Origin of the sequence: Kutzneria kofuensis (genome assembly GCF_014203355.1) — a bacterium.
GTDB lineage: Bacteria > Actinomycetota > Actinomycetes > Mycobacteriales > Pseudonocardiaceae > Kutzneria > Kutzneria kofuensis.
Genome location: NZ_JACHIR010000002.1, coordinates 288,384 through 311,473 on the forward strand (window position 1 = coordinate 288,384; position 23,090 = coordinate 311,473).

Sequence of the window (23,090 nt, forward strand, 5' to 3'; positions counted from 1 at the left end):
CGTTCAGTCCCGGCGCAGGGTGAACGCCAGCTTCAGGACCACCAGCAGCACCGTGCCGAGGATCAGCGGCTGGCCCAGGACCAGCTGAACCACGGTCGGCATCGCGTTGAGCGTCGACGCGGGCACGAACAGCCCGCCGATCGACGTGATGAACGGGAAGCCGACCAGAATCAGGTTGTCGCGGGACCAGTGCACGTCCGAGAGCACGTCGATCGCGCTGGCGAACAGCACGCCGAACAGGACTGTCCCGGCCGCGGCCAGCACGGGTAGCGGGATCGCCTGCAGCAGCCGGTCGAACGGCCCGAGGCCACCGAGCACCAGCAGGATGACGCCGGTGGCCAGGGTGACGTAGCGGGAGCCGACCTTCGTCACGCGCAGCAGGCCGATGTTGTCCGGGTAGGCCAGGGTGGACATGCCGCCGAAGACCGCGCCGACCGTGCTGCCCAGCACCTCGCCGAACACGCCCTGGGCCACCCGGTGCCCCGACAGCTCCTGGCCGCCCCATCGGGCCACGATGTCGTACGTCGCAATGCTTTCCGCGACCGCCGGCAGCAGCGTGACAAAGAAGATCAGCACCAGGTCGCCCCGCACCGCGAACCCGAACGGAAACGGCGTCGGCACCGTCACACCGAGGTTCTCCCCCACCGCCGCGAAGCTGGTCGGCGCGAGCAGCGCGTACACCAACGTGCCCGCGATCACCGCCACCAGCACCGCCCCTCGTCTCAGCAGCGTTCCCTTGGGCAGCAACGTCAACGCGATCACCAACGCCGCCGCCACCCCACCCGCCACCACGTTCACCCAGGGGAATCCCGGACTGTTCGGCGTGCCGATCCAGTTCGGCAACGCCGTGCTGGTCAGCTGCGTCGCCAGGGTCAACACCAGCACGCCGCAGATGATCGGGTCCCGGACGAACCGGGCCAGGTAGGCCACCGGCCCGAACCGCCGCGCCGGCACCGCCAGGACACACCAGATCAGCCCCGCGACGGTCATCGACCCGAACGCCGCTCCCAGCCCGCCCGGGCCATGGCCGACGGCCAACAACGCCGCCAGCGATCCCGCGTACGGCCCTTGGATGATCGGTAATCGCAGCAGCAGCACCGACTGCAGGATCACCACCAGCCCCGACGTCATGAACGTGACGCCGTACAGGTAGGCGGTGTCCCCCGCCGACAGCTTGAACGCCGTGCCGATCAGCGCGGGGAAGATCAGCAGCCCCGCCATGCCGAGGATGTTCTGTATCCCCAACCCGACCGCGCTCGACACGCGGACCTTGTCGTCGATGCCGACGTCGAACACGGAGACGGGAGCGTCGACGGTGCTGCGAACGGCCATGTGCACTCCTGCGGGAATGAAGGTCAGCTGACGGGTCTGGCGCCGCGGAGGCGGGCGGCCCACCGTTCGAGGATTCCGGCCAGCACGATGCGCAACAGCACGGACGCCTTCAACGGCGGGACACCGTCGGTGGCCGGCGCGGCAGGCGATGGCCCGGCGGCGGATTGCCCGGCGGTAGATGGCGCGGCGGTGGACGACACGGCGGTCGAAGGCGCTGCCGTGGTTGACGCCGCCGTGGATTGCCCGGCGGTGGATGACGCGGCCTTGGAAGGCGCGGCGGTGGAAGGTGCCGCCGTAGTTGACGCCGCCGCGGATTGCCCGTTGGTCGACGACGCGGCCTTGGAAGGCGCGGCGGTCGAAGGTGCCGCCGCGGATTGCCCGGCGGGAGGCGCGGTCGGTGTCGCGGCGGAATCGCCGTGTTCGATCCGGTCCCGCACCCGGCTCGCCAGTTCCCCGACCATCCGGCCGGAGACGTCGGCCATGATGCCGCGGCCGAACTGCGCCAGCTTTCCCGAGATGGCCAGGTCGGTCGCCAGGACGACGGAAGCGCCGGAACCGGCGGGGGTGACGCGCATGGTGGCCCGGGCCTTGGCGGTGCCGGCGCCGCGGGTGTCCTTGCCCTCGGCCATGAGCACGGCAGTGCGAGCGGCGGGGTCGCGTTCGACGACCTTGGCCACGCCCTGGTAGGCGGCGGTGACGGGGCCGACCTTGATCTTGACCTTGCCCTTGTACGCGTCGTCGCCGAGGTCCTCGACCAGCTCGGCCCCGGGGAAGCAGGCCGCGACGTTGTGGGCGTCCTGGAGGAACCGGTACACCTCGTCGGGGTCGGCGGCGACCTCGAAGGAGTTCTCGATGATCATCAGGGGGCCTTTCCTCCGGCGTCGGCGCCGGGCGAGGTGGAAGACGCGGAGGCCTCCGAGCCATGAGCGGCGGCGACGGCGTCGGCGATGCGGGCGGGGGTGACGGGGGCGCGGGTCACGCGAACTCCCAGCGGGCGGAGGGCGTCCTCGACGGCGTTGGCGATGGCGGCGGGTGGCGGGACGGTGCCGCCCTCCCCCGCCCCCTTGGCGCCGAGCGGATTGAGCGGACTCGGCGTCTGGATGTGGAAGAGCTCGACCGGCGGCACCTCGGCGGACGACACGAGCGCGTAGTCGAGGTAGCTCGTGGCCTGCGGCGTGGCCTCGTCGTCGTAGACGGCCTCCTCGTACATGGCGTTGCCGAGCCCGTGGGCGAACCCGCCGAGCACCTGCCCGTCGACGAGCAGCGGATTGATCACGGTGCCACAGTCGTGGCCGATGACGTACTTGAGGATGGTGATCCCACCGGTCTCCGGATCGACCTCGACCATGGCGGCATGAGCGCCGCTGGCGTAGGCGGCCCGCTCGGGCGAGAAGTAGCTGGCGGTTTCGAGGCCGGCCTTCACCCCACGGGGCAGCGTGATGCCGTGCTTGCCGATGTTGGCGACCTGTGCGAGTTGCTGCAGCGACACGGACTTCTCCCGGTCGCCGCCCAAACACACGCAGTCGTCGGCGAAGTCCACTTCGGACGGATCACAGCCGAGCAGGACGGCGGCGGTGTCGAGCAGCCGGGCCCGCATCTGCTTGGCGGCGTCGAACACGGCGGGACCGCAGGTGGCGGTGATGCGTGAGGCGAAGGTGCCCTGCCCGAACGGAATCCGCGCGGTGTCGCCGGTGGTGACGTCGATGTGCTCCATGCCGAGCCCGAGCCCGTCGGCGGCGATCTGGGCGTAGACCGTCTCGTAGCCCTGCCCCTGCCCGGCCGCGGCCAGCGTCACGAGGATCCGGCCCCGGTTGGTGAGACGGATCTTCGCCCCCTCGTACGGACCGAGCCCGCAGCCCTCCACGTACACGGCCAGACCGATGCCGACATACCGGCCTTCAGCGCGCGACCGAGCCTGCTCGCGGCGGGCCTCGTCGTAGCCGATGCGCTCCAGGGTTCCCTCGAGCAGGGCCGGGAAATCGCCGCTGTCGTAGGTCAGCGGGCTGCCGTCGCGGAAGGTGATACCCACCTGGTACGGGAACTCGTCGGCCTGGATCAGGTTGCGCCGCCGCACCTCGGCCGGATCGAGGCCCAGGTGCGCGGCGATCCGGTCCATCATCCGTTCCATCACGAACACCGCCTGCGGCCGGCCCGCACCCCGCACCGACGAGGTCGGGACCATGTTGGTGTAGCAGGCCCGCAGTTCGATCGCGATGTTCGGGACCTTGTACGGGCCGGGCACCGTCGACGTCGTGATCGACGGAACCTGCAGACCGGCACAGTACGCGCCCTGGTCGTGCTCGATCACGTCCTTGACCGCGAGCAGCCGGCCGTCGTCGTCGAACCCGACCTCGATCCGGTGCGTCTGCGAGCGTTCCATCATCGCCGAGACGAAGTTCTCCTGCCGGTCCTCGACCCACTTGACCGCGCGCCGCAGCTTCTTGGCCACCCACGGGATGACGACCTCTTCGCCGTAGAACTGGGCCTTCGGGCCGAATCCGCCGCCGACGTCCGACGGGGCGATGACCCGCAGGTCGTCCTCGGCCATCTCGTAGATCATGGACAGTTGCTGGCGGGCGTAGTGCGGCGACTGGGTGGTGTCCCAGATGGTCAGCTGGCCGGTCGCCGGCTCGAACCGCGCGGCGACGGCCCGCGGCTCCATCGAGTGGCCGCCGCCGCGCATCAGGAAGAACTCCTCGCTCAGCGTGTGCGGCGCGGTACGCAGCGCTTCCTCCGCGTCACCGGCCTTCTGGCTGAGCAGCACGGCCACATTGGACTCGTCACCCGAGTGCGCGAGCGGTCCGCCCGGCCGCAGCGCGATGGCGGTGGAGCCGACCGCCGGCAGCACCTCGTAGTCGACCTCGATCAGTTCGAGCGCGTCCTCGGCGACGTACCGCGACTCGGCGATCACGACGGCGAGGGGTTCGCCGACGTAGTGCAGTTCCTCCGGCGGCATCGGCAGCCGCGGGTAGTCGCGCAGCTCGGGATGCAGCACCTTGGGGGCCAACGGTTTCTGGATCTCCGCCAGGTCGGCGCCGGAGAACACGGCGACGACCCCGGGCAGCGCGAGGGCCTCGGTGGCGTCGAAGGCGGTGATCCGGGCGTGTGCGTGCGGGGAACGCAGGAATGCCGCCGCGAGCGCGTCCGGCAGGTCGAGGTCGTCGAGATACCGGCCGCGACCGGTGAGCAGCCGCTCGTCCTCACGCCGCGCCAGCCGTGCGCCGATCATCGTCTCACTCATCGGACCGTCCCTTCGCGACGTCCACAACGGACCGGACAAGCCCGCTGTAGCCGGTGCAGCGGCAGATGTTGCCGCTCAACACCTCGCGGGCGTCGTCCTCGTCGCGAACGTTGTCCTCCCGCAGCGCGGCCGTCACGCTCATCAGAAACCCAGGCGTGCAGAACCCACACTGCAGCGCGTGATTACGCTTGAACGCCTGCTGCAACGGCGACAGCTCGCCGTCAACGGCCAGCCCCTCGACAGTTTCGACGACAGCACCGTCCGTCTGCACGGCCAGCATCAGGCACGACCGCGCCGCGACGCCGTCGACGATCACCGTGCAGGCGCCGCAGACGCCGTGCTCGCAGCCGACGTGGGTGCCGGTCAGGCGCAGCCTCTCGCGTAGGAAGTCGGCCAGGGTCATGCGCGCGTCGACGGCTTCGTCGTATGACTCGCCATTGACGGTGACGCTGAGAGTGTGGTCAGCCATGGGCCTTCTCCGTGATGTCGACCAGTGCCCGCTTGACCAGCACGCCGGTCAGCCGCGCACGGTATTCGGCGCTCGCGTGGATGTCGCCGGTCGGCTCGGTCTGGGCCCCGGCCGCCGCCCCGGCGGCCTCGGCCAACTCCGGCCCGAGCCGGTGGCCGACGACCAGCGCCTCCGCTTCGGTCAACCGCTGTGGCGTCGGGGCAACCCCGGCCGCCACCAGCCGGCAGGCCGTCACCACGCCCGCACTGTCCACTTCGCACACCGTGGCGACGCCGGCCAGCGCGAAATCGCCGCGGCGGGTGGCGAATTCGCGGAACGCGGAGAACTGGTTGGGCCCCGGCCGGTCGAAGCTCACCTCAAGCAGCAGCTCGTCCGGTTCCAGCGCGGTGGTGAGGTGGAACAGGAAGAAGTCCCGCGCCGGCAGCGTCCGCACCCCACGGGCCGACGCGAGTGTGAACCGGGCGTCGAGTGCGGTGAGCACGCTCGGCAGCTCGGCGGCCGGATCGGCGTGCGCAAGACTGCCGCAGATCGTGCCGCGATTGCGGATCTGCGGGTGCGCGACGTTGTGCAGGGCCTCGGTGAGCACCGGCAGCAGCCGTGCGGCGTCGGCGGAGCGTTCCAGCTGCCGCTGCCGGACCAGCGCCGGGATGGTGATCGTCTCAGCGCCGAACGTCGGCGTGCCCCACTGCTCGCCGAGGCGGTTGATGTCGACGAGGTGCTCGACGCGGGCCAGCCGGAAGTTGAGCATCGGCATCAGGCTCTGCCCGCCGGCCAGCACCTTCGCCTCGTCGCCGTGCTGGCGCAGCAGGTCCAGGGCCTCGTCGAGCTCACGGGGCGCGTGATAGGTGAAGGGTGCGGGTTTCATCGGGTCTCCGTCACGCGACGCAGGTGCTGCCGGACGAGGTCGGCCAGCGCCGGCCGCTCGATGAGCGACATGTGCCGTAGGCCGGGCAGGATCTCCAGCTCGGCGCCAGCGATGCCGTCGGCGAGGGTGCGGGCCATGGACGGCGGGGTCGCGTAGTCGAGCTGGCCCACCATGACCAGCGTGGGTGCGGTGATCGCCGGCAGCAGCGGCCGGGAGTCCATGGCCCCCATGGCGATCGATGCCGCCGCGTGGGCCTCGCTGTTGGTTCGCAGGAAGATCTTGGCCACGCGGTCGACGTCCTCCGGGTGGGTCTCGGCGAACTCCGGCGAGAACCAGCGGTCGACCTGGAACCGCAGCTGGTTCGCCCGCGGCACGGTGACGGCCTTCCGCGCCCGTTCCGCCCACGCGGTGGCGGCGTCGTCGCCGTACCAGGCGGTGGTGTCGGCCAGCACGAGCGAGCGGACCCGTTCCGGGAAGCGGCCGGCGAAGTCGACGGCGACACTGCCGCCCATCGACAGCCCGAGCAGGCTCGCCGACGGCAGGTCCAGGGCGTCGAGCGTGCGGCCGACATCGTCGGCGAGGTCGGAGATGGTGAACGGCTTGCCGTCCCATGCGCTGTCGCCGTGTCCGCGCAGGTCGAGGGCGAACACCTGGAACTCGTCGGACAGCGCCTCGGCGAGCGGGGTCCAGAGCTCCCCGGACAGCGCCAATGGATGCAGCAACACCAGCGGCTCCCCCACACCGCGGCGGCGGACGGCCAGCGGACCGGCGGTCATGCGGGCCTCCGGAACAGCGTGTCGGCGTTGCCGTGCAGGACCTTCTCGACGGCGACATCGTCGAGACCGCTGTCACGGACCGTCCGCACCGGCTGCGGATCGCCCAGTGCGAACGGGAAGTCGCTGCCGAGCAGCACCCGGTCCGCCCCGACGAGCCCGGCCAGGAACGCTATCGACGGGCCGGACAAGCCGACCGTGTCGTAGCGGAAGTCGCCGAGGTACGCGGACGGCCGCTCACGGTCGAGCGTAACGGCGAAGGCCTCCTTGGTGCGGTAGCCGCCGTCGAGGCGATGGGCCTGGTACGGCAGGAAACCGCCGCCGTGCACCAGAACCAGCGGCAAGCCGGGGTGTCGGTCGAGCACGCCGGCCAGGATCAGCTTCGTGACCGCGACGGTGTTGTCGATCAACCGCCCGTGCACGTTGCCCATCGTGCCCAATGACGTCAGGTCCCCGGACGGCCCGCAGGTCGGCGGGTGCAGCACGACCGGGATCCCCTCGCTCGCCGCCACCGTCCACAATGGATCGAACGCGGGTTCGTGCAAGGCCGGTCCGGACGGCGGGTCGGTGTTCAGCAGCAGCCCGGCGAACTCCGGGCGCTTCCACGCCTCCAGAAGGTCGTCCGCGGCACGGTCGCCGTCGTCGGTGTCCACCGAGGCCAACGCGACGGTCCCCTGCTCGGCCGCCGACTCGGCCATCGCGTCGTTGACCGTGCGTGCCCAGTCGCGGCCGGCCGCCGGCGTGGCCAGAACGTCCAGCCACGGCGAGAGGATCTGGCGGGTCACGCCGGTGTCGCTCAACCAGGCGGCACGCGGCCCGGCCTCGGTCATCCGCGCGCCGATCGGACGGGTGTCGCCGGCGCCGGGCACCGCGACCACCCAGCCGGAATCCGTGCGACGGGCCGAGAATCCCGCGGATGCGGTCTTCTCGAGTGCGATCAGCAGCGAACGCGGCACGATGTGGGCATGCGTGTCGAGGACTTCCGTCCGACTCACCTCCGCCGGTCGATTCGGTTGCCCCGACGCTAAGTTGACGCGGCCCGGCGGACCAGCGCGCTTTCCTGGCAGCACCGGTAAGGACTTCTAACAGCGCCAACCCTCGCGCCCGGCGCGGGTTCGTGCTGCGATGTCCGGACGAGTCCACACGGGAAAGGCGGCCGCCGTGACGGAGATCCGGAACGTGGTGGTGGCGATCACCGGCGCCAGCGGAGCGTGTCTGGGCGTGCGCATCCTGCAACTTCTGCGCGAGCGCCCCGAGTTTCGCACGCACCTCGTGCTGTCCAAGGCCGGCATCCTCACACTGCGCCACGAATGCGACCTCACGGTGGCCGATGTCCGCATGCTCGCCGATGTCACGTACCGGCCCGGGGAGATCGGCGCGGCGATCGCGTCCGGCTCGTTCCCGGTCGCGGCGATGCTGGTCGCGCCCTGCTCGGTCAAGACGCTGTCGGCCATCGCCACCGGCTACACCGACGACCTGGTCAGCCGCGCCGCCGACGTCTGCCTCAAGGAAGGCCGACCGCTGCTGCTGATGGTGCGCGAGACGCCGCTGCACCTCGGGCACCTGCGGTCGATGGTCGCCGTGACGGAGGCCGGTGCGATCGTCGCCCCGCCGGTGCCCGCGTTCTACCGCCGCCCGCACACGGTCGACGACCTCGTCGACTACACGGCTCGCCGCGCGCTGGCGCGGGTGGGATTATCGGAGTTCGCGCCGGAGCCGTGGGACGGCGAGCTGAACCAGGCCGAGCCCGCGGACCTGGTGGCCGGGCGGTAGGGCGAGGACCGGGGCGATTGCGGAAGGGCTGAGCCAACGGCGGGTCGGAGCGGGGCGGAAGGGGCCGGGGTGCTGGAGGCGCGGCGGCTGCGGATCTTCTCGGCGGTGGCCGAGCACGGCTCGTTCACCGCGGCCGCCGAGGCGCTGTTCATGACGCATTCCGCCGTCTCCCAGCAGATGGCGCTGCTGGAACGCCAGCTGGGCGTGCCGCTGATGATCCGCGGCCCCCGCGGCATCGAGCTCACGGAGGCGGGCAGGCTCCTGGCCGAGCGCAGCACCGGGCTGCTCGGGACGATCGCCACCATCGAGCAGGAGATGCTGGACCTCAAGGCGCAGCAGTCGTCGGTGCGCCTCGGCGCGTTCCCGACAGCCGGCGCCGACCTCATCCCCCGGGTCGTCCGCGAGTACCAGCGCCGCTACCCGGACACGAAGATCGTGCTGCGGTCGGCGCACGCCTCCGACATGACGGCCGCGCTGCGCGACGGGTCGATCCACCTCGGCCTGGTCTGGGACTACGACTTCGATCCGCGCACGGTGCCCGCCGACGTCGAGTGGGTGCACCTGGCCGACGACCCGCTGTGCGTGCTGGTGCCGCTGGACCACCCCGTCGCCGGGGAGTCCGAGGTGGAGCTGCGGGAGCTGGCCGGCGAGACGTGGGTGGTCCGCAGTCACCAGCCGCCCTACGACGAGGCGTTCACGACGCTGTGCCGGCTGGCCGGGTTCGAGCCGCGGATCGGCTTCGTCACCGAGGACTACCTGTCGGTGCAGGGCCTGGTCGCGGCCGGGATCGGCATCGGAACGACCCCGCGGCTGGCGCTCATCGCGCAGCGGCCGGACGTGGTCGCCGTGCCGATCGCCGGCGCCACGCCCCGGCGGCGCATCGCGGCCGTGCGGTTGCTGGACGCGCGTCATCCCCCAGCCGCGACTCAGATGCTGGAAGTATTGCGGTCGGTAACGGCGGCCACCGACCCTCAGGAGAACTCTTGACCGTGCCGGAGAACGGCGACCGGCCCGGCAGCGACGTGCTGCGCCAGATGCTGCGCGACGGGCGCACCGACGTCTCGCTCGTGGACCGGATCGTGGAGGACCTGGCCCGGCAGATCATCGACGGCACGCTGCCGCCGGGCGCCGACGTCAACTCGGTCGAGCTGGCGAAGCGCTACGGCAGCAGCCGCACGCCGGTGCGGGAGGCACTGCTGACGCTGGAGCGCGAGGGCCTCGTCGACGTCCCGGCCCGCCGCCGGCCGCGGGTCGCGCCGGTCACGCTCACCCAGGCGCGGGAGCTCTACGAGATCCGGGCGAGCCTGCACACGCTGGTCAGCGAGCTGATCGTCAGCAACGCTGACGACCAGGACCTCGAGGTGCTGCACGTCTGGCAGGGCCACCTGCGCGACGATGCGGCGCGCGGCGACGTCGACGCGTACTTCTGGCACAACGTCACGTTCCGCCAGGCCGAGGCGGAGGTGTCGGGGAACCGGCAGCTGACCCGGCTGCTCAGCTCGCTCGGGCTGCGGACGCTGCAGCTGCGGCACGTCAGCCTGTCGCTGCCGGGGCGGCTGGACCGCTCCGTGGAGGATCACGAGCGGCTGCTCGCCGCCTACGCCGACCGGGACGCGACGCTGGCCGCCGCCCTGACCCGCTCGATCATCATGAGGGGCCTGCAGGCCATCGAGGCGTCCGGATGGTCCGGTCTGGACTCAGACTAGGCCGGACCGCTCGATCGCCCGGTACCCCCGCATCACCAGCGACCGGCTCACCGCCGCCGCCAGGTCGGCGTCGCGGTCGGCGTAGGCGTTGACCAGGCGCTCGTGGTCGGCGACCGAGTGCAGCAGCCGGCCGGGCAGCGACAGGCTCAGGTGCCGGAACCGGTGCATCTGCAGCCCCAGCGAGCCGAGCCGGCGCTGCAGCTCGCCGTTGCGGGCCAGGCTCGACTCGGCGTTGCGGAAGCCGACGTTGTGCCAGAAGTACGCGTCGACGTCGCCCGCCTCCGCGTCCGCCGCCAGCAGGCCCTGCCACGCCCGCAGGCCGTCGATCTCCTCGTCGGTCGCGCGGGCCACCAGCAGCTCGCTGACCAGCGCGTACAGGCTGGCGCGGATCTCGTAGACCTCCCGCACCTGGGCCATGTGCACCGGGGACACGTACGGCCGGCGGCGCGGCGGGATGATCACCAGCGACTCCCGTTCGAGCAGCAGCAGCGCCTCCCGCACCGGGGTCCGGCTGGTGCTGAACCGCCGGGCCAGCTCGGCCGAGTTGACCTCGTGGCCCGGCGGCAGCCGCCCCTCGACGATGCCGACCGCGATCTCCTGGAAGATCGTGAACGCCAGCGAGGAGCCGCCCTCCACCCCGCCCAGCGCCGTGAACAGCAGCTCCCGCCGGAGATCCGGGACGCCGGTGGCGGTCACTAGCCGAGCACCTCGGGCCAACGCCGGCTCACCGACGCGACCAGCTCCGGGCTGGACTCCGCGACAGCCGGGAAGTCGCCCAGCCGCTCGTACGGGCGGCAGGCGTCGATGATCGCCCGGCTGTTGAACGCGATCTCGCCGGGCAGCGTCAGCGGGTCGACGCGGCTGCCCCACGTCCGCTTCATCACCTCGATGTCGAGCGACGGATCGGTCCGCCCGCACATCGCCCACATCACCTCGCCGAGGTCACGCGGGTTGACGTCGTGATCCACGACGACCGTGAACCGGTTCATGTAGGCCGCGCTCGGCAGCTGCGCCGTGAGGTACGCGGCCTGCCGGGCGTGCCCGGGGTAGCGCTGCTCGATCGCCACGATCAGCAGCGACCGCCCGCCGCCGGCCTCGTGCGCCCAGACGCCCCGCAGGCCGGGCAATCCGGTCTTGCGCAGCGAGTCCGTGATGATCGCCGACTTCATCACCGTGCGCATGTACGAGTAGTCGTGCGGCGGCTTGCCCGGCGGGGCGCCGAGCAGGATCGGGTTGTCGCGGTAGTACACCTTCTCGACGTCGATCGTGAGGATCGGGTCGCGGGAGCCGGAGTAGTAGCCGGTCCACTCGCCGAACGGGCCCTCGGGGCGCTTGTCGTCCGGCCGCACCCAGCCCTCGATCGCGATCTCGGCGTCGTGCGGCAGCGGCAGCCCGGTCGCGAGGCCGGCCACCGTCCGCACCGGGGCGCCGAACATCGCGCCGACGTAGTCGTACTCCGAGACGTCGCCGGGCACCTCGACGCCGGCCGCCACCAGGTACGCGGGGTGGTGCCCGAGCGACGCGGCGATCGGCGCCCGGCCCTCGGCCTCGAACCAGCGGCGCAGGTGCTGGGCCCCGTGCTTGCCGGCTTCGATGTTGACGCTGGCCGACCGGCCTTCGTCCTGCACCTGCATCCGGTACGCGCCCAGGTTGATCCGCCCGGTGTCGTAGTCGCGGGTGACCACCGCGCAGCCGGTGCCGATGTAGCGGCCGCCGTCGCCCTCGTGCCAACGCGGCACCGGGAACTTCAGCAGATCGACCTCGTCATCCACATTGGACAGCAGTGGCCCGTCCTCCACGGTGACGGCCTTGTGGTCACCGGCCCGCTCGATCCACTCCCCCGGCTTGACCGCCAGCGCCTCGACCAGGTCCTCGTCGGTGTTGTCCCAGCCCAGCCCGAGCACGGAGCCGAGCAGCCGCGGGTTGCTGACCGAGCCGGACAGCACCCGCAGGCCCGGCGCGTAGTCCTTGATGCCGTCGAACATCAGCGCCTTGGGCTGGCCGCGCCGGTAGTTGACCTGGGAGAGCGCGCCGATCTCCAGCTCCCAGTGGGCGCCTTCGACCGTCTGCAGCTCCCCGGCGGCCTCGGCTTCGGCCAGCCACGTGCGCAGGTCCGGGTCGCTCATGCCACTGTCCTTCGCGAGGTCTGGCGGAAATGGTCGATCGCCGCGTCGGCGGTGATCACGTCCGCGTACTTCTGGTCGAGGTCGAACAGGCTGAGCCAGTGCGACGCCTCGAACCGGTCGAAACAGCAGTCGCCGACGACACCGATCCGGTAGCCCCGACTGCACGCGTCGACCACGGTCGAACGCACGCAGCCGCTGGTGGCCTCGCCGACCACGAGCAGCGTGTCGTGGCCGCCCATCCTCAGGACGGTGTCGAGCGGGGTGCCGTGGAAGCAGCTGGGCCCGATCTTCGCCAGCACGATGTCGTCCGGCCCGGGCTCCACTTCGGACACGATGGCGTTCGGGTCCACCGTGGAGGCGCGCGGGGCGAGCGCCGGCTTGGGTTTCCGGTTCCAGCGGCCGTACCGCGCCGGAGTCTGGTGGAAGTAGATCACCGGCGCACCCGCGTCGCGGGCCGCCGCGAGCAGCGGCGCGGTCCGGTCGACGGCGGCCCAGCCGTCCGCGCCGCAGGCGCTGGGCCAGTCCGGGACCGCATCGAGGATGTCCCGGCGCGGCAGGCCCAGCGCCGCGTAGTACAGGTCGACGACGATCACGGCCGGGGCGACCCCGAGACCGAACGGGCGTTGCTTGGCCCACGACGTCGCCGCCAGCACCGCGCGGTCGCGTTCGGTCAGGTACTTCGACCACTCCGCGGCGAACGGACCGGTCATGACGCGGTCAGACTGTTGTCGATGTACTTCGAGACGTCCGGCGGCGGTGTCGTCCTGGCGTTGGCCGCGGCCTCGTCGAAGGCCTGCTTGATCACCTTCTCGTCGACGGCCGGCGTCTTCGCCCAGACGTCGAGGAAGAAGTCGTAGGCGTACGAGGCGAGATCGGTGCTCTGCACGCCGCTGTACTTCTGGATGCTCTTCACGGTCTCGTTCTTGTGGCCACGGATGTACTGCAGCGCCTCGGCTTCCGCCGCGACGAACCGCTTCACGACCTCGCGGTTGCTCTGCAGGTACCGGGACTGCACGGTGTACGCGCCGAGCGGGAACGGCAGGTTCGACAGCGCCGCCAGCCGGTGCGCGCCCTTCTCCCGGCTCTCCGTGCCGTTGGGCGGCTGGGTGAGGATCGCCGACACCGCGCCGCTGACCAGCGCCGCCACCTCGGCCGGGACGCCCTTGACGAACACCGCCGTGACATCGGCACGCTGGAGGCCGTTGGCCTGCAGCAGCGCGGTCAGGCCGAAGTCGCTCTCCGAGCCCGGTGAGGTGATGGCGACCTTCTTGCCCCTCAGCCCGGCCACGTCCTTGACGTCGGGACTGGCCCACATCTCCAGGTTGTAGTGCGGCTCGGACATCGCCACGTACTTCAGGTCCGCACCCTTCATGATCGCCGCCGCGGTGTCGGCCGCGACGCCGACGCCGATCTGCACGCTGTTGCTGGCCAGCCCGGCGACCAGCTGCGAGCTGTCGTTGAGCCGGGTCAGCTTCACGTTCAGGCCGTGCTTGGCGAAGATGCCGTAGTCCTGCGCGGTGTAGAGGTCGGAGTAGCCCGCGCCGAGCGCGGTGTAGCCGATGGTGACCGGCAGCGCGCCGTTGGCGTCGGCGGCAACCGTGCCGCCCGCGCAGCCGGTGAGGCCGACCAACAACCCGGCGGCGACCAGTGTGATCCGGGTTCTCATTGCGCACCTGCCCAGTGGGTGAAGCGACGTTCGATGAGCCGGACGGCCCAGTTCAGCAACAGGGCCAGCACGGCGAGCAGGACGATCCCGGCCATCGCCGAGTCCATGTCGAAGTTGGACGTCTGCGTCTGCACGAAGTAGCCGAGGCCCTGGCTGGCCAGGAACAGCTCGGCCACGATCGCGCCGACCAGGGCGCGGCCGACGGCCAGCCGGACGCCCGCGAGGATGTACGGCAGCGTGGCGGGAAGTGCGATGGCGTAGAAGAACCTGAGTCGCGGCGTGCAGAACACCGTTGCCACGCGGGTGTAGTCGCGGTCGAGGTTGCGGACGCCGGCGGTGATGTTGATGATCAGCGGCAGGATCGCCGCCCACACGATGACGATCACCCGCGAGGCGTTGTCGATGCCGAACCAGAAGATGATGATCGGCAGGAACATCACGTACGGCACCGAGTAGAGGATGTTGACCATCGGCTCGGTCATGTCGTGCAGGATCCGGCTGCGGCCGAGCACCAGCCCGATCGGGATGCCCAGCACGAACGTGATGGCCAGGCCCCACACCAGTTCCAGGCCGGTGGCGCCGAGCGCCGGGAAGATCTCGCCGGTGCCGAACAGGTTCACCTCGGCCGCCGCGATGCGCGTCGGGCTGCTGCTGAAGGACACGTCGACCAGGCCGACGGCCGCCGAGAGCTGCCACAGCGCCAGGACGATCGCGATGCCGGCCGCGCCGAGCAGGGCGCTACGGTGTCGCAGCGCCAAGCCGGACGGTGCTGATGGCCGCGCCATCGGGCGCGGGGGTGACGCCGTTGTCATGGTTCCTCGCTGGGGTCTTGTGGTGGAGGGCCGAGAGGATCTTGTCGCCGTAGGCCAGGAACTCGGCGCTGCGCCGCCAGGCGGCGTCGCGGGGCCGGGGCACGTCGATGACCACTTCGAGCGCGACGTGGGCCGGCGACGGAGAGAACACCAGCACGCGGTCGGCGAGCAGCACCGCCTCGTTCACGTCATGGGTCACGAACATCGCCGTCTTCTTCGCGCCGACCGTGCCCGCCTGCCAGATCCGCAGCAGCTCGTCCTGCAGGTTCTCGCGGGTCTGCGCGTCCAGCGCCCCGAACGGCTCGTCCAGCAGCAGCAACGTCGGGTCCGTCGCCAGGGCGCGGGCCAGGTTGACCCGCTGCCGCATCCCGCCCGACAGCTCGTGCGGGTACTTCTTCGCCACCTTGGCCAGGCCGACGATCTCCAGCAGCTCCTCCGCCCGCCGCCGGGTCTCCGCCGTGAGCTTGCCCTGCACCTGGGGTCCGAACAGGACGTTGTCCAGCACCGTCCGCCACGGGTAGAGGGAGGCGTGCTGGAACACCAGCGACCGCTCCGGCCCCGGGCCGTCGATCGGCCGGCCGCCCAGTTCCAGGGCCCCGCCCGCGACCGGCACCAGCCCCGCCACCGCCTCCAGGAACGTGGTCTTGCCGCACCCGCTCGGGCCGACGATCACCACGAACTCCTCGTCGTGGATCTGCAGGTTCAGGTCCAGGCACGCGGTCGAGAACCCGCCCCCGCGCCGCGCCTTGTGCCCCAACAGCAGGTCGCGGGCGTCCAGGCAGATGTTCGTTCCGGGCATCAGGGCACCGCCACATCGTCCGGCGTGGTCACTATCGCTCCTCCTTGCCGATGGCTACGGACCGCAAGGTGTCGACACTTCGGGAGAGTCTGAGCCTGTGCGCCGCCTCACGTCAAGGCCCGAAACCGGCGTCACAGGCCGTCAGGAATCCACTACAGTGGCATACTTTGCAGCACAATCCGCCGGCCACACGGCTCGCGAGGCACCGCCGGGCCGACACTGAGGCCGTAGCGCGGCAGTCGAGATGGGCCGCCAAACTGTCGACACTAGCCGCTCCGCACTCATGATCGCCGGTTCCGGCCGGCGCGCGGCCACGGCCGATCCGTGCGATGAGAACCGGTTCCCGAGACGACAGCTCGGGCAGGTGAGCATCGACCGAACCCCGCAGGCCGTTGCGGAACCGGGTGCGGACGCAATACGGTTGGGCGGAACTAGAACACGTTACAGTTTCGGGGTGGGCTAGGAGCGGAGCGGTCATGGCGAAGAGGGCGCCGCGGGGCGTTGAGGCCGACTACGTGGTGGTCGGATCCGGCAGCTCGGGGGCCGCGATCGCGGGCCGGCTGGCGGAGTCGGGCGCGAGCGTGATCGTGCTGGAGGCCGGCAAGAGCGACGACCAGCTGCTGGTCAGGAAACCGGGGTTGGTGGCCCCGATGCACGCGGTGCCGCAGCTGAAGAAGCTCGTCGACTGGGGCTACTACTCGGTGCCGCAGAAGCACATCCTCGACCGCCGGATGCCGGTGCCGCGGGGCAAGGTGGTCGGCGGCTCCAGCTCCGTGAACGGCATGGTCTACGTCCGGGGCAACCGCGCCAACTTCGACTCCTGGGCCGCCGAGGGCAACGTGGGCTGGGACGCCGACAGCGTGAACGCGGCGTACAAGCGGATGGAGGACTTCGAGGACGGGGAGAACGCGTTCCGGGGAGCCGGCGGGCCGATCCGGGTCACGCGCAGCACGACCCCGCAGGAGGCGTCGCTGCAGTTCCTCGAGGCCACGGCCGACGCGCTCGGCTGCCAGATCCTCGACGACTACAACGCGGAGTCGCAGGAAGGCGTCAGCCGGATGCAGCAGAACGCCGCGAACGGCCTGCGCTACAGCGCCTCACGCGGCTACCTCCACCACCTCGCGCCGCCGACGCTGGAGCTGCAGTCCGAGGTGCTGGCGCAGAAGGTGATCATCGAGAACGGCCGTGCGGTCGGGGTCGAGGTCGTCGACGCCGACGGGACGCGGCGGACCGTTCGCGCCGGCCGGGAGGTCATCCTCTCCGCCGGGTTCATCGGATCCGCGCAGCTGCTGATGCTGTCCGGCGTCGGCCACGCCGACCACCTGAAGGACCACGGCATCCGGGTGATCGCGGACCTGCCGGTGGGCGACAACCTGCACGACCACATGTTCCACGCCCTGACGTTCCACGTCTCGTCCAGCAAGAACAAGGGCTCGGCGCCGTACTTCGCGCGCAACCTGGTCAAGGAGCTGCTCCGGCCCGGCACCAGCGTGCTGGCCAACACCGTCTTCGAGGCGGTGGCGTTCCTCAGGACGTCCCAGGCCGACGGCATCCCCGATCTCCAGTTGCAGGTCCTGCCGTGGGCGTACGTGTCGCCCAACCAGGACGAGCCGATCCGGCACGACGTCGACAAGCGGCCCGCGCTCACCGTGCTGACGACGCTGATCTACCCGCGCAGCCGCGGCACGCTGCGGCTGGCCTCGGCCGATCCGACGGCGCCGCCGCTCGTCGACTTCCAGTTCCTGGCCGACGCGGCCGACCTCGAAGTGCTCGGCGAGGGCTCGGAGATGGTGCGCGAGATCTTCGGCTCCCCGGCGTTCCGGGGCGCGGTCAAGGAGGAGATCCACCCCGGCGCCGAGCTGCGGGGCCAGGAGCTTCGAGACGCGATCCTGAACCGTGCCACGTCGGTGTACCACGGCGTGGGCACCTGCCGGATGGGTGTCGACGAGCTCTCGGTCGTCAGCCCGGACCTGAAGGTGCGTGGCGTCGACGGGCTGCGGGTCTGCGACGCCTCGATCATGCCGTCGATCACCGGCGGCAACACCAACGCGCCCTGCATCATGATCGGCGAAATGGGTGCGCAACTCGTCCTCGGGAGCCGGCGATGACCCTCACTCCGCTGCAGCTCACCCGCCCGGCGTCCACGACCGACGCGTTCCTGCGGCAACTCGTCGCCCGGGTGCCGGGGTCGTCCGCCGCGCCCTGGCGGCTCACCGAGGTCTACACCGGCGAGTTGCTCGTCGAGCTGCCGCAGTCGACGCCGGCCGACATCGAGCAGGCCTTCGCCACCGCCCGTGCGGCGCAACGGACGTGGGCCGCCACGCCGATCAAGCAGCGGCTGGCGGTGTTCAAGCGGGCGCACACGATCTTCGTCGACAACGCGCGGACCGTCGCCGACCTCATCCAGGTCGAGAGCGGCAAGAACCGGCAGATGGCGATCGAGGAGACCTGCGACCCGCCGATGGTGATGAGCCACTACCTGAAGCGGGCGGCCAAGCTGCTGGCGCCGGTCCGGCGCGGCGGGCCGGTGCCGATGCTGACGACGTCGACCGAGATCCGGCAGCCCAAGGGCGTCGTCGGGGTGATCGCGCCGTGGAACTTCCCGTTCGCCACCGGCATTTCCGACGCCGTGCCGGCGCTGATGGCCGGCAACGCCGTCGTGTTGAAGCCCGACAACAAGACGGCGCTCTCGCCGCTGTACGGCATCCAGATGCTGGAGGAGGCCGGGCTGCCGAAGGGCCTGTTCCAGGTGGTGTGCGGCGAGGGACCCGACGTCGGCCCCACGTTCATCGACCACGCCGACTACGTGATGTTCACCGGCTCCACCGCCACCGGCAAGGTGATCGGCGAGCGGGCCGGCCGCAACCTCATCGGCTGCTGTCTCGAACTCGGCGGCAAGAACCCGATGATCGTGCTCGACGACGCCGACATGGCCGAGACCGTGGCGGGCGCGATCTTCGGCGCGTTCGGCAACACCGGCCAGATCTGCATGCACATCGAGCGGATCTACCTGCCCGAGTCCCGCTACGACGAGTTCAGGAACGCCTTCGTGGCCAGGGCCCGGGCGCTCGACGTCCGCGCCGCCTACGACTTCGGCCCCGAGATGGGCTCGCTCGTCTCCGTGGACCACATGCGCCGGGTCAAGTCCCATGTGGACGACGCGGTGGCCAAGGGCGCCACCGTGCTCTGCGGCGGCAAGCCCCGTCCCGATCTCGGCCCGGCGTTCTTCGAGCCGACGATCCTCGAAGGCGTCACCAAGGACATGCTCTGCGGCGTCACGGAAACCTTCGGACCCGTTGTCGCGCTGCACAGGTACCGCACCATCGACGAAGCGGTCGCGCTGGCCAACGACACCGACTACGGCCTCAACGCCTCGGTCTGGGGCCGCGACATGGCCGCCGCGCACGCCGTGGCCAGGCGGCTCGAATCCGGCAACGTCAACATCAACGACATCCTCGCCACCGCTTACGCCGCCAAGGGAACGCCGTCCGGCGGCGTCAAGAACTCCGGCGTCGGCGCGCGCCACGGCGACCAGGGCCTGCTCAAGTACACCGACGTGCAGAACCTGGCCGTGCTCAAGAAGCAGGTCATGGGTCCACGGCCGGGCCAGGATCCCGAGAAGTACGTCGTGGGCATGCTTTCCACGATGAAGCTCATGCGGAAGCTGCGGATCAGGTAGCCGGCGGGAGGATGCGGCCCAGCGCTGCCAGCGCGGCCTCGTAGCCTCGGTCGGACGGGGCGGCGTAGCCGACGACGAGGCCGTCGAAGGCGGGCATCGTGGCGTCCGGATGCCGGAAGTCGGCCAGCCCGTCGAGGGCGATGGACTGCGCGGCGGCGGCCCGGACGGTGGCCCGCTCGGTCCCGGGTGGCAGGCGCAGCACGGCGTGCAGTCCGGCGACGATACCGGTCGCCGTGATGTGCGGGGCGAGGGCGGCGACCAGACGATCGCGGCGGCTGCGGTACCGCTGGCGCATGCGGCGAATGTGCCGGTCGTAGTGGCCGGATTCGATGAACTCGGCGAGGGTGAGCTGGTCGACCACGCTGGTCCAGGCTTCCCGATCCCCTTTGGCGGCAAGGACGGGCGCGACGAGCGACTCGGGCAGCACCATCCAGCCCAGCCGGACCGCCGGCGACAGGCTCTTGCTCAGCGACCCGAGGTAGACGACCCGCTCCGGGGCCAGGCCTTGCACCGCACCGACCGGTTCCCGGTCATAGCGGAACTCGCCGTCGTAGTCGTCCTCGATGATGAGGTTTCCTCGGCTTCGGGCCCACTCCACCGCACGGACGCGTCGCTCGGAGTGCAGCGGGCCGCCGGTGGGGAACTGATGGGCCGGCGTCAGCATCGCGGCCCGCACGCCCGCCAACTCGTCGGTACGGGCGCCGCGCTCGTCGAGCGGAAGCGGGACCGTGCGAACCGAAGCCGCGTCGAGGATGGATCGGTGAAAGGCGAGCCCGTACGACTCCAACGCCAGCGGGCCGCGCAGCACCTTGCCGCCGAACAGCAGCCGCAGCGCATGGGCGACACCAGAGCACACCACGATGCAATCCGGCGTCGTCCGCACCCCGCGTACCCGCGCCAGGTACTCGGCCAGGGCTCGGCGCAGCTCGGGACGCCCCTGCGGATCACCCACGCCGAAGGCGTCGTTCGGCGCGGCGGTGAACGCGCGGCGGGCGGCGGCCAGCCAGTCCGAGCGCGGGAAGGAAGCCGGATCAGGTTGCCCCTGCTTGAGGTTGTGCGTCGGGGCGGCCGAACGTGCGGGCGCGGCCTTCGCCGCAGGAGAGATCCGAGCCTCGGTGCGCGGCGCCACCTGCGTTCCCGAGCCTTGCCGGGCGACCAGCCACCCTTCGGCGACCAGTTCGGCGTACGCCTCGGCGACGGTGTTGCGGGCAAGGCCGAGGTCGGCCGCGAGGGACCGGTACGGCGGCAGCCTGGTGCCCGGCGCCAGCCTTCCGTCCCGCACGGCGTCACGCAGGGCCCGCATCAGCACCGCCCGGCGGCTGCCGGTGCCGGCCAGCTCCAGGTGCAGGTCACTGCCCAGGCGCGCCGCCGAATTGACCCATGAATCCGCCACGGAATTGAACTCTAGCGAAGGTCTTTCCGGCCCGTAGCGTTGTGCCCGTGACGAACCGACTCACCTTCGCCAAGGCCGCCCGCCCCGCGTTCCGCGCCCTGCTCGCCTTCGACGCCGAGGCCCGCCGCGACCTCGACCCCACCCTCGTCGAGCTGGTCCAGATCCGCGCCTCGCAGCTCAACGGCTGCGCCTACTGCCTGCACATGCACACCTCGGACGCCCGCAAGGCCGGCGAGAGCGAGGAGCGGATGCACATGGTCGCCGTGTGGCGGGAGGCGGCCGGCTTCTTCACGGACAAGGAACGCGCGGCCCTCGACCTGACCGAGGCCGTCACGCTGGTGTCCCGTGCGGGCGTGCCGGAGGCGGTGTACGCCCATGCCGCCGAGCACTTCGGCGAGGAGGAGCTGGCCCGGCTGCTGGCGCTGATCTTCACGATCAACACCTGGAACCGGATCGCCCTGAGCACCGCCAAGGTCCCCGGCACCGACGAGCGGGCGGCGTAGCCCTACCCGTCCTCACGCAGCAACATGCCGCGCCGCCGACACCTACGTGCTGGCCAGCGCCGAGAAGATCGGCGCCGCGTCGCGTTATCGCGTGCTGGGCGTGCACGAGGTCGCCGGCCGTGACGAACTTCGAGCGTGGCCTGTGCCATCACTCCCCCAGGTGCTCGGCGTGACTCGGTGACATGCCACGACTATACGCTCGGAGTATACATTCGCTGTATAGATACATATACGCAGGTCAGAGCGATATAGTCAAAATCAGGGCCGGTGGGTCAGCAGCCAGCGGGAGGCGGCGCGAAGGGCGGTCCCCACCGGTTGGACTGCCGGATACCACGCCTTCTCCCACTCAAGCGAGACCCAACCGGACCACGGTCGGAGCACTGCGGCGCACTCCCCGAGCGGGACTTCGCCGTCGCCCGGCGGCAGCGGTGTCGGATCGACCGCGCGGGCGTCCTTGAGCTGGAAGTACCCAAGGTAGTCGCCGAGCACCTCACGCGTACGGATGGGCGACTCACCATGCCGCCACGGATGCAGCGCGTCCCACAGCACCGCCACCGCGTCCGGCGCTCCGATCGGTTCGACGATCCGGCGCGCGGCCGCGCCGGTGGGATGCGAATCGTGCGTCTCGACCAGCAGCCTTGTTCCGGCAGCCCGCAGGTCGTCGAGGACGGCCGCGATCCGGTCGTGCGGACGGCCGTCGCCGCCGGGGAACACCCGGACGGCCGAGGCGTCGAGCTCGTGGGCGAGGTCGATCAGGGCCCTGAGCTCGGCGATCACCGGCCCGTCCGGGCCCGGCGCGCACACCTTGGCGTAACCGGCGAGGCACGCGATCGCCAGCCCCGCGTCGCCGATCAGCCCTCGCGCCGCGGCGGCGGAGGTCATGCCGCAGTGGACCTCCTCGTCGGGGTGGGCCCGTATCTCCAGGCCCTCGCAGCCGTGCGCGACGGCGGTGCGCACGGACCGTGCCAGTGGCGCGCCGGGCATGCCCAGCGTGCTCACCGCGAACCGCCACCCCATCAGGTGCCGTTGATCAGCCGGACGGCCAGGTCGGGGCTGAACTGGCCGGCCGGGACCGTGGGCGCGACGCCGCACTGGCCGTCCGACACGCCGGGGGTCTTGATCCACAGCAGCATGTCCGCCCCGCCGCCGGTCTGGGGCGGCGTGCCGAGCTTGCGGCCGGCGGGGTTGCACCACTCGCCGTCGGAGCCGTTGCCGTTGCGGCTGGTGTCGATCACGAACTTCGCGGCGTAGCCGAGGGCGGCGTTGACGGAGTCGGCGTAGCTGATCGACGAACTGGTGGTGTAGAAGTTGGACACGTTCAGCGCGAAGCCCCGGATGCTGCTGACCCCGGCGGATTTCAGCCGGCCGGCCATGGTGCCGGCGGCGACCCAGCCGGCGTTGCCGGCGTCGAGATAGGCCGACGCGTTGGGGGCCTTCTCCTGGAACATTCTGGCGGCGAAGGCGAGCATGGCGAGCCGGTCGGAGATGTCCGACGACGAGGTCATGCAGCTGATGTCGGCGAGACCGTCCGGTTCGATGATCACCACCGCCGGCTTGGCGCCGATGCCGGCGGCGAAGCTGGAGATCCACGTCTCGTAGGCGCTCATGCTGCTCGCGCCGCCGCTGGACTCGCCGCCGCAGACGTCCCGTTCCGGCAGGTTGTAGGCGACGAGCACCGGCACCAGGTTGTGGCTGGCGGCGGCCCCGACGTAACTGCCGACGGTGCCGCCGATGTTCGCGTCGTCGCCGAACCAGCGGGCGATCGGCTTGCTCGCGATGGCCGACTGGATGGCGCCGGCCCGGGAATCGCCGGGATTGTTCCGCACCCAGACCGCCGGGGCCGAGTCCGGATTGACGTAGAAGCCGGTGGTGGCGGCGCCGGCGGGGACGCCACCGGCGAGCAGCAGCAGGGTCGCGGCGAGGACGGTCCACCTCATCGTGGACCTCCTTTCG

At 71.0% G+C, this 23,090-nt stretch carries 22 protein-coding genes; 6 read left to right on the forward strand and 16 right to left on the reverse strand.

Translation table 11 applies throughout. The features are described 5' to 3' along the window. Nucleotides 1–3: 3 nt before the first annotated feature. From BJ998_RS40380 to BJ998_RS40410, 7 genes are read right to left on the reverse strand one after another with little or no spacing between them, the layout of a single operon-like run. Nucleotides 4–1,332: a uracil-xanthine permease family protein gene (locus BJ998_RS40380; protein WP_184869409.1), complete on the reverse strand. Its 1,329-nt coding sequence runs from the start codon at nt 1,330–1,332 to the stop codon at nt 4–6. A 23-nt stretch (nt 1,333–1,355) separates the two neighbouring features. Next, nucleotides 1,356–2,192: an SRPBCC family protein gene (locus BJ998_RS40385; RefSeq protein ID WP_184869410.1), complete on the reverse strand. Its 837-nt coding sequence runs from the start codon at nt 2,190–2,192 to the stop codon at nt 1,356–1,358. Then, on the reverse strand, nt 2,192–4,573 hold the full coding sequence (locus BJ998_RS40390) for a xanthine dehydrogenase family protein molybdopterin-binding subunit (protein WP_184869411.1): 2,382 nt from the start codon (nt 4,571–4,573) through the stop codon (nt 2,192–2,194). The genes BJ998_RS40385 and BJ998_RS40390 overlap by 1 nt, the downstream gene beginning before the upstream one ends. Next, nucleotides 4,566–5,042, reverse strand: a complete 477-nt coding sequence (locus BJ998_RS40395; protein ID WP_184869412.1) for a (2Fe-2S)-binding protein — start codon at nt 5,040–5,042, stop codon at nt 4,566–4,568. The genes BJ998_RS40390 and BJ998_RS40395 overlap by 8 nt, the downstream gene beginning before the upstream one ends. Beyond that, entirely contained in the window at nt 5,035–5,907 is an 873-nt protein-coding gene (locus BJ998_RS40400) for an FAD binding domain-containing protein (RefSeq protein ID WP_184869413.1), read from the reverse strand. The genes BJ998_RS40395 and BJ998_RS40400 overlap by 8 nt, the downstream gene beginning before the upstream one ends. After that, nucleotides 5,904–6,683: an alpha/beta fold hydrolase gene (locus BJ998_RS40405; RefSeq protein WP_184869414.1), complete on the reverse strand. Its 780-nt coding sequence runs from the start codon at nt 6,681–6,683 to the stop codon at nt 5,904–5,906. The genes BJ998_RS40400 and BJ998_RS40405 overlap by 4 nt, the downstream gene beginning before the upstream one ends. Continuing rightward, on the reverse strand, nt 6,680–7,675 hold the full coding sequence (locus BJ998_RS40410) for an amidohydrolase family protein (protein ID WP_184869415.1): 996 nt from the start codon (nt 7,673–7,675) through the stop codon (nt 6,680–6,682). Before BJ998_RS40410 ends, BJ998_RS40405 begins: the two co-directional genes overlap by 4 nt. Before the next feature lie 166 nt (nt 7,676–7,841). On the opposite strand from BJ998_RS40410, the gene BJ998_RS40415 reads away from it, so the two are divergent. The 3 genes from BJ998_RS40415 to BJ998_RS40425 all read left to right on the forward strand — a co-directional run bounded on the left by BJ998_RS40415 (nt 7,842) and on the right by BJ998_RS40425 (nt 10,159). Then, entirely contained in the window at nt 7,842–8,453 is a 612-nt protein-coding gene (locus tag BJ998_RS40415) for a UbiX family flavin prenyltransferase (RefSeq protein ID WP_312890622.1), read from the forward strand. Nucleotides 8,454–8,522: 69 nt separating this feature from the next. Beyond that, complete coding sequence (locus tag BJ998_RS40420) at nt 8,523–9,440, forward strand: LysR family transcriptional regulator (protein WP_184869417.1); 918 nt, start codon at nt 8,523–8,525, stop codon at nt 9,438–9,440. 2 nt (nt 9,441–9,442) lie between these two features. Continuing rightward, nucleotides 9,443–10,159 (forward strand): GntR family transcriptional regulator, encoded by a 717-nt coding sequence (locus BJ998_RS40425; RefSeq protein WP_312890649.1) that lies wholly within the window; start codon nt 9,443–9,445, stop codon nt 10,157–10,159. On the opposite strand, the gene BJ998_RS40430 is transcribed toward BJ998_RS40425, so the two are convergent. From BJ998_RS40430 to BJ998_RS40455, 6 genes are read right to left on the reverse strand one after another with little or no spacing between them, the layout of a single operon-like run. After that, on the reverse strand, nt 10,151–10,855 hold the full coding sequence (locus BJ998_RS40430) for a GntR family transcriptional regulator (protein WP_184869418.1): 705 nt from the start codon (nt 10,853–10,855) through the stop codon (nt 10,151–10,153). The two genes, BJ998_RS40425 and BJ998_RS40430, sit on opposite strands and share 9 nt — an antisense overlap. Next, the gene (locus BJ998_RS40435) at nt 10,855–12,285 is read right to left on the reverse strand and encodes a UbiD family decarboxylase (RefSeq protein ID WP_184869419.1); all 1,431 of its coding nucleotides are present in this window, start codon (nt 12,283–12,285) and stop codon (nt 10,855–10,857) included. Before BJ998_RS40435 ends, BJ998_RS40430 begins: the two co-directional genes overlap by 1 nt. Continuing rightward, nucleotides 12,282–12,995: an isochorismatase family protein gene (locus BJ998_RS40440; RefSeq protein WP_184869420.1), complete on the reverse strand. Its 714-nt coding sequence runs from the start codon at nt 12,993–12,995 to the stop codon at nt 12,282–12,284. Before BJ998_RS40440 ends, BJ998_RS40435 begins: the two co-directional genes overlap by 4 nt. After that, complete coding sequence (locus BJ998_RS40445; RefSeq protein WP_184869421.1) at nt 12,992–13,951, reverse strand: ABC transporter substrate-binding protein; 960 nt, start codon at nt 13,949–13,951, stop codon at nt 12,992–12,994. The genes BJ998_RS40440 and BJ998_RS40445 overlap by 4 nt, the downstream gene beginning before the upstream one ends. After that, the gene (locus BJ998_RS40450; protein WP_184869422.1) at nt 13,948–14,709 is read right to left on the reverse strand and encodes an ABC transporter permease; all 762 of its coding nucleotides are present in this window, start codon (nt 14,707–14,709) and stop codon (nt 13,948–13,950) included. The genes BJ998_RS40445 and BJ998_RS40450 overlap by 4 nt, the downstream gene beginning before the upstream one ends. Beyond that, nucleotides 14,690–15,562, reverse strand: a complete 873-nt coding sequence (locus tag BJ998_RS40455) for an ABC transporter ATP-binding protein (protein ID WP_184869423.1) — start codon at nt 15,560–15,562, stop codon at nt 14,690–14,692. The genes BJ998_RS40450 and BJ998_RS40455 overlap by 20 nt, the downstream gene beginning before the upstream one ends. 476 nt (nt 15,563–16,038) lie before the next feature. Here BJ998_RS40455 and BJ998_RS40460 point away from each other — a divergent pair, with 476 nt between their 5' ends. Together BJ998_RS40460 and BJ998_RS40465 are read left to right on the forward strand one after the other, a co-directional pair. Then, complete coding sequence (locus tag BJ998_RS40460) at nt 16,039–17,670, forward strand: GMC family oxidoreductase (RefSeq protein ID WP_184869424.1); 1,632 nt, start codon at nt 16,039–16,041, stop codon at nt 17,668–17,670. Continuing rightward, complete coding sequence (locus BJ998_RS40465) at nt 17,667–19,241, forward strand: succinic semialdehyde dehydrogenase (RefSeq protein ID WP_184869425.1); 1,575 nt, start codon at nt 17,667–17,669, stop codon at nt 19,239–19,241. The genes BJ998_RS40460 and BJ998_RS40465 overlap by 4 nt, the downstream gene beginning before the upstream one ends. On the opposite strand, the gene pdxR is transcribed toward BJ998_RS40465, so the two are convergent. Further along, the gene (pdxR, locus tag BJ998_RS40470; RefSeq protein ID WP_312890623.1) at nt 19,234–20,634 is read right to left on the reverse strand and encodes a MocR-like pyridoxine biosynthesis transcription factor PdxR; all 1,401 of its coding nucleotides are present in this window, start codon (nt 20,632–20,634) and stop codon (nt 19,234–19,236) included. The genes BJ998_RS40465 and pdxR overlap by 8 nt on opposite strands. A 47-nt stretch (nt 20,635–20,681) precedes the next feature. Between pdxR and BJ998_RS40475 the strand changes: the two genes are divergently transcribed. Beyond that, nucleotides 20,682–21,137 carry a carboxymuconolactone decarboxylase family protein gene (locus tag BJ998_RS40475; protein ID WP_184869426.1) on the forward strand — a complete coding sequence of 152 codons (456 nt, stop codon included), beginning with the start codon at nt 20,682–20,684 and terminating at the stop codon, nt 21,135–21,137. Between the two features lie 258 nt (nt 21,138–21,395). On the opposite strand, the gene BJ998_RS40480 is transcribed toward BJ998_RS40475, so the two are convergent. Both BJ998_RS40480 and BJ998_RS40485 read right to left on the reverse strand, forming a co-directional pair. Beyond that, complete coding sequence (locus BJ998_RS40480; RefSeq protein ID WP_184869427.1) at nt 21,396–22,154, reverse strand: sugar phosphate isomerase/epimerase family protein; 759 nt, start codon at nt 22,152–22,154, stop codon at nt 21,396–21,398. Continuing rightward, complete coding sequence (locus tag BJ998_RS40485; RefSeq protein ID WP_184869428.1) at nt 22,154–23,074, reverse strand: glycoside hydrolase family 6 protein; 921 nt, start codon at nt 23,072–23,074, stop codon at nt 22,154–22,156. Before BJ998_RS40485 ends, BJ998_RS40480 begins: the two co-directional genes overlap by 1 nt. Nucleotides 23,075–23,090 lie beyond the last annotated feature (16 nt).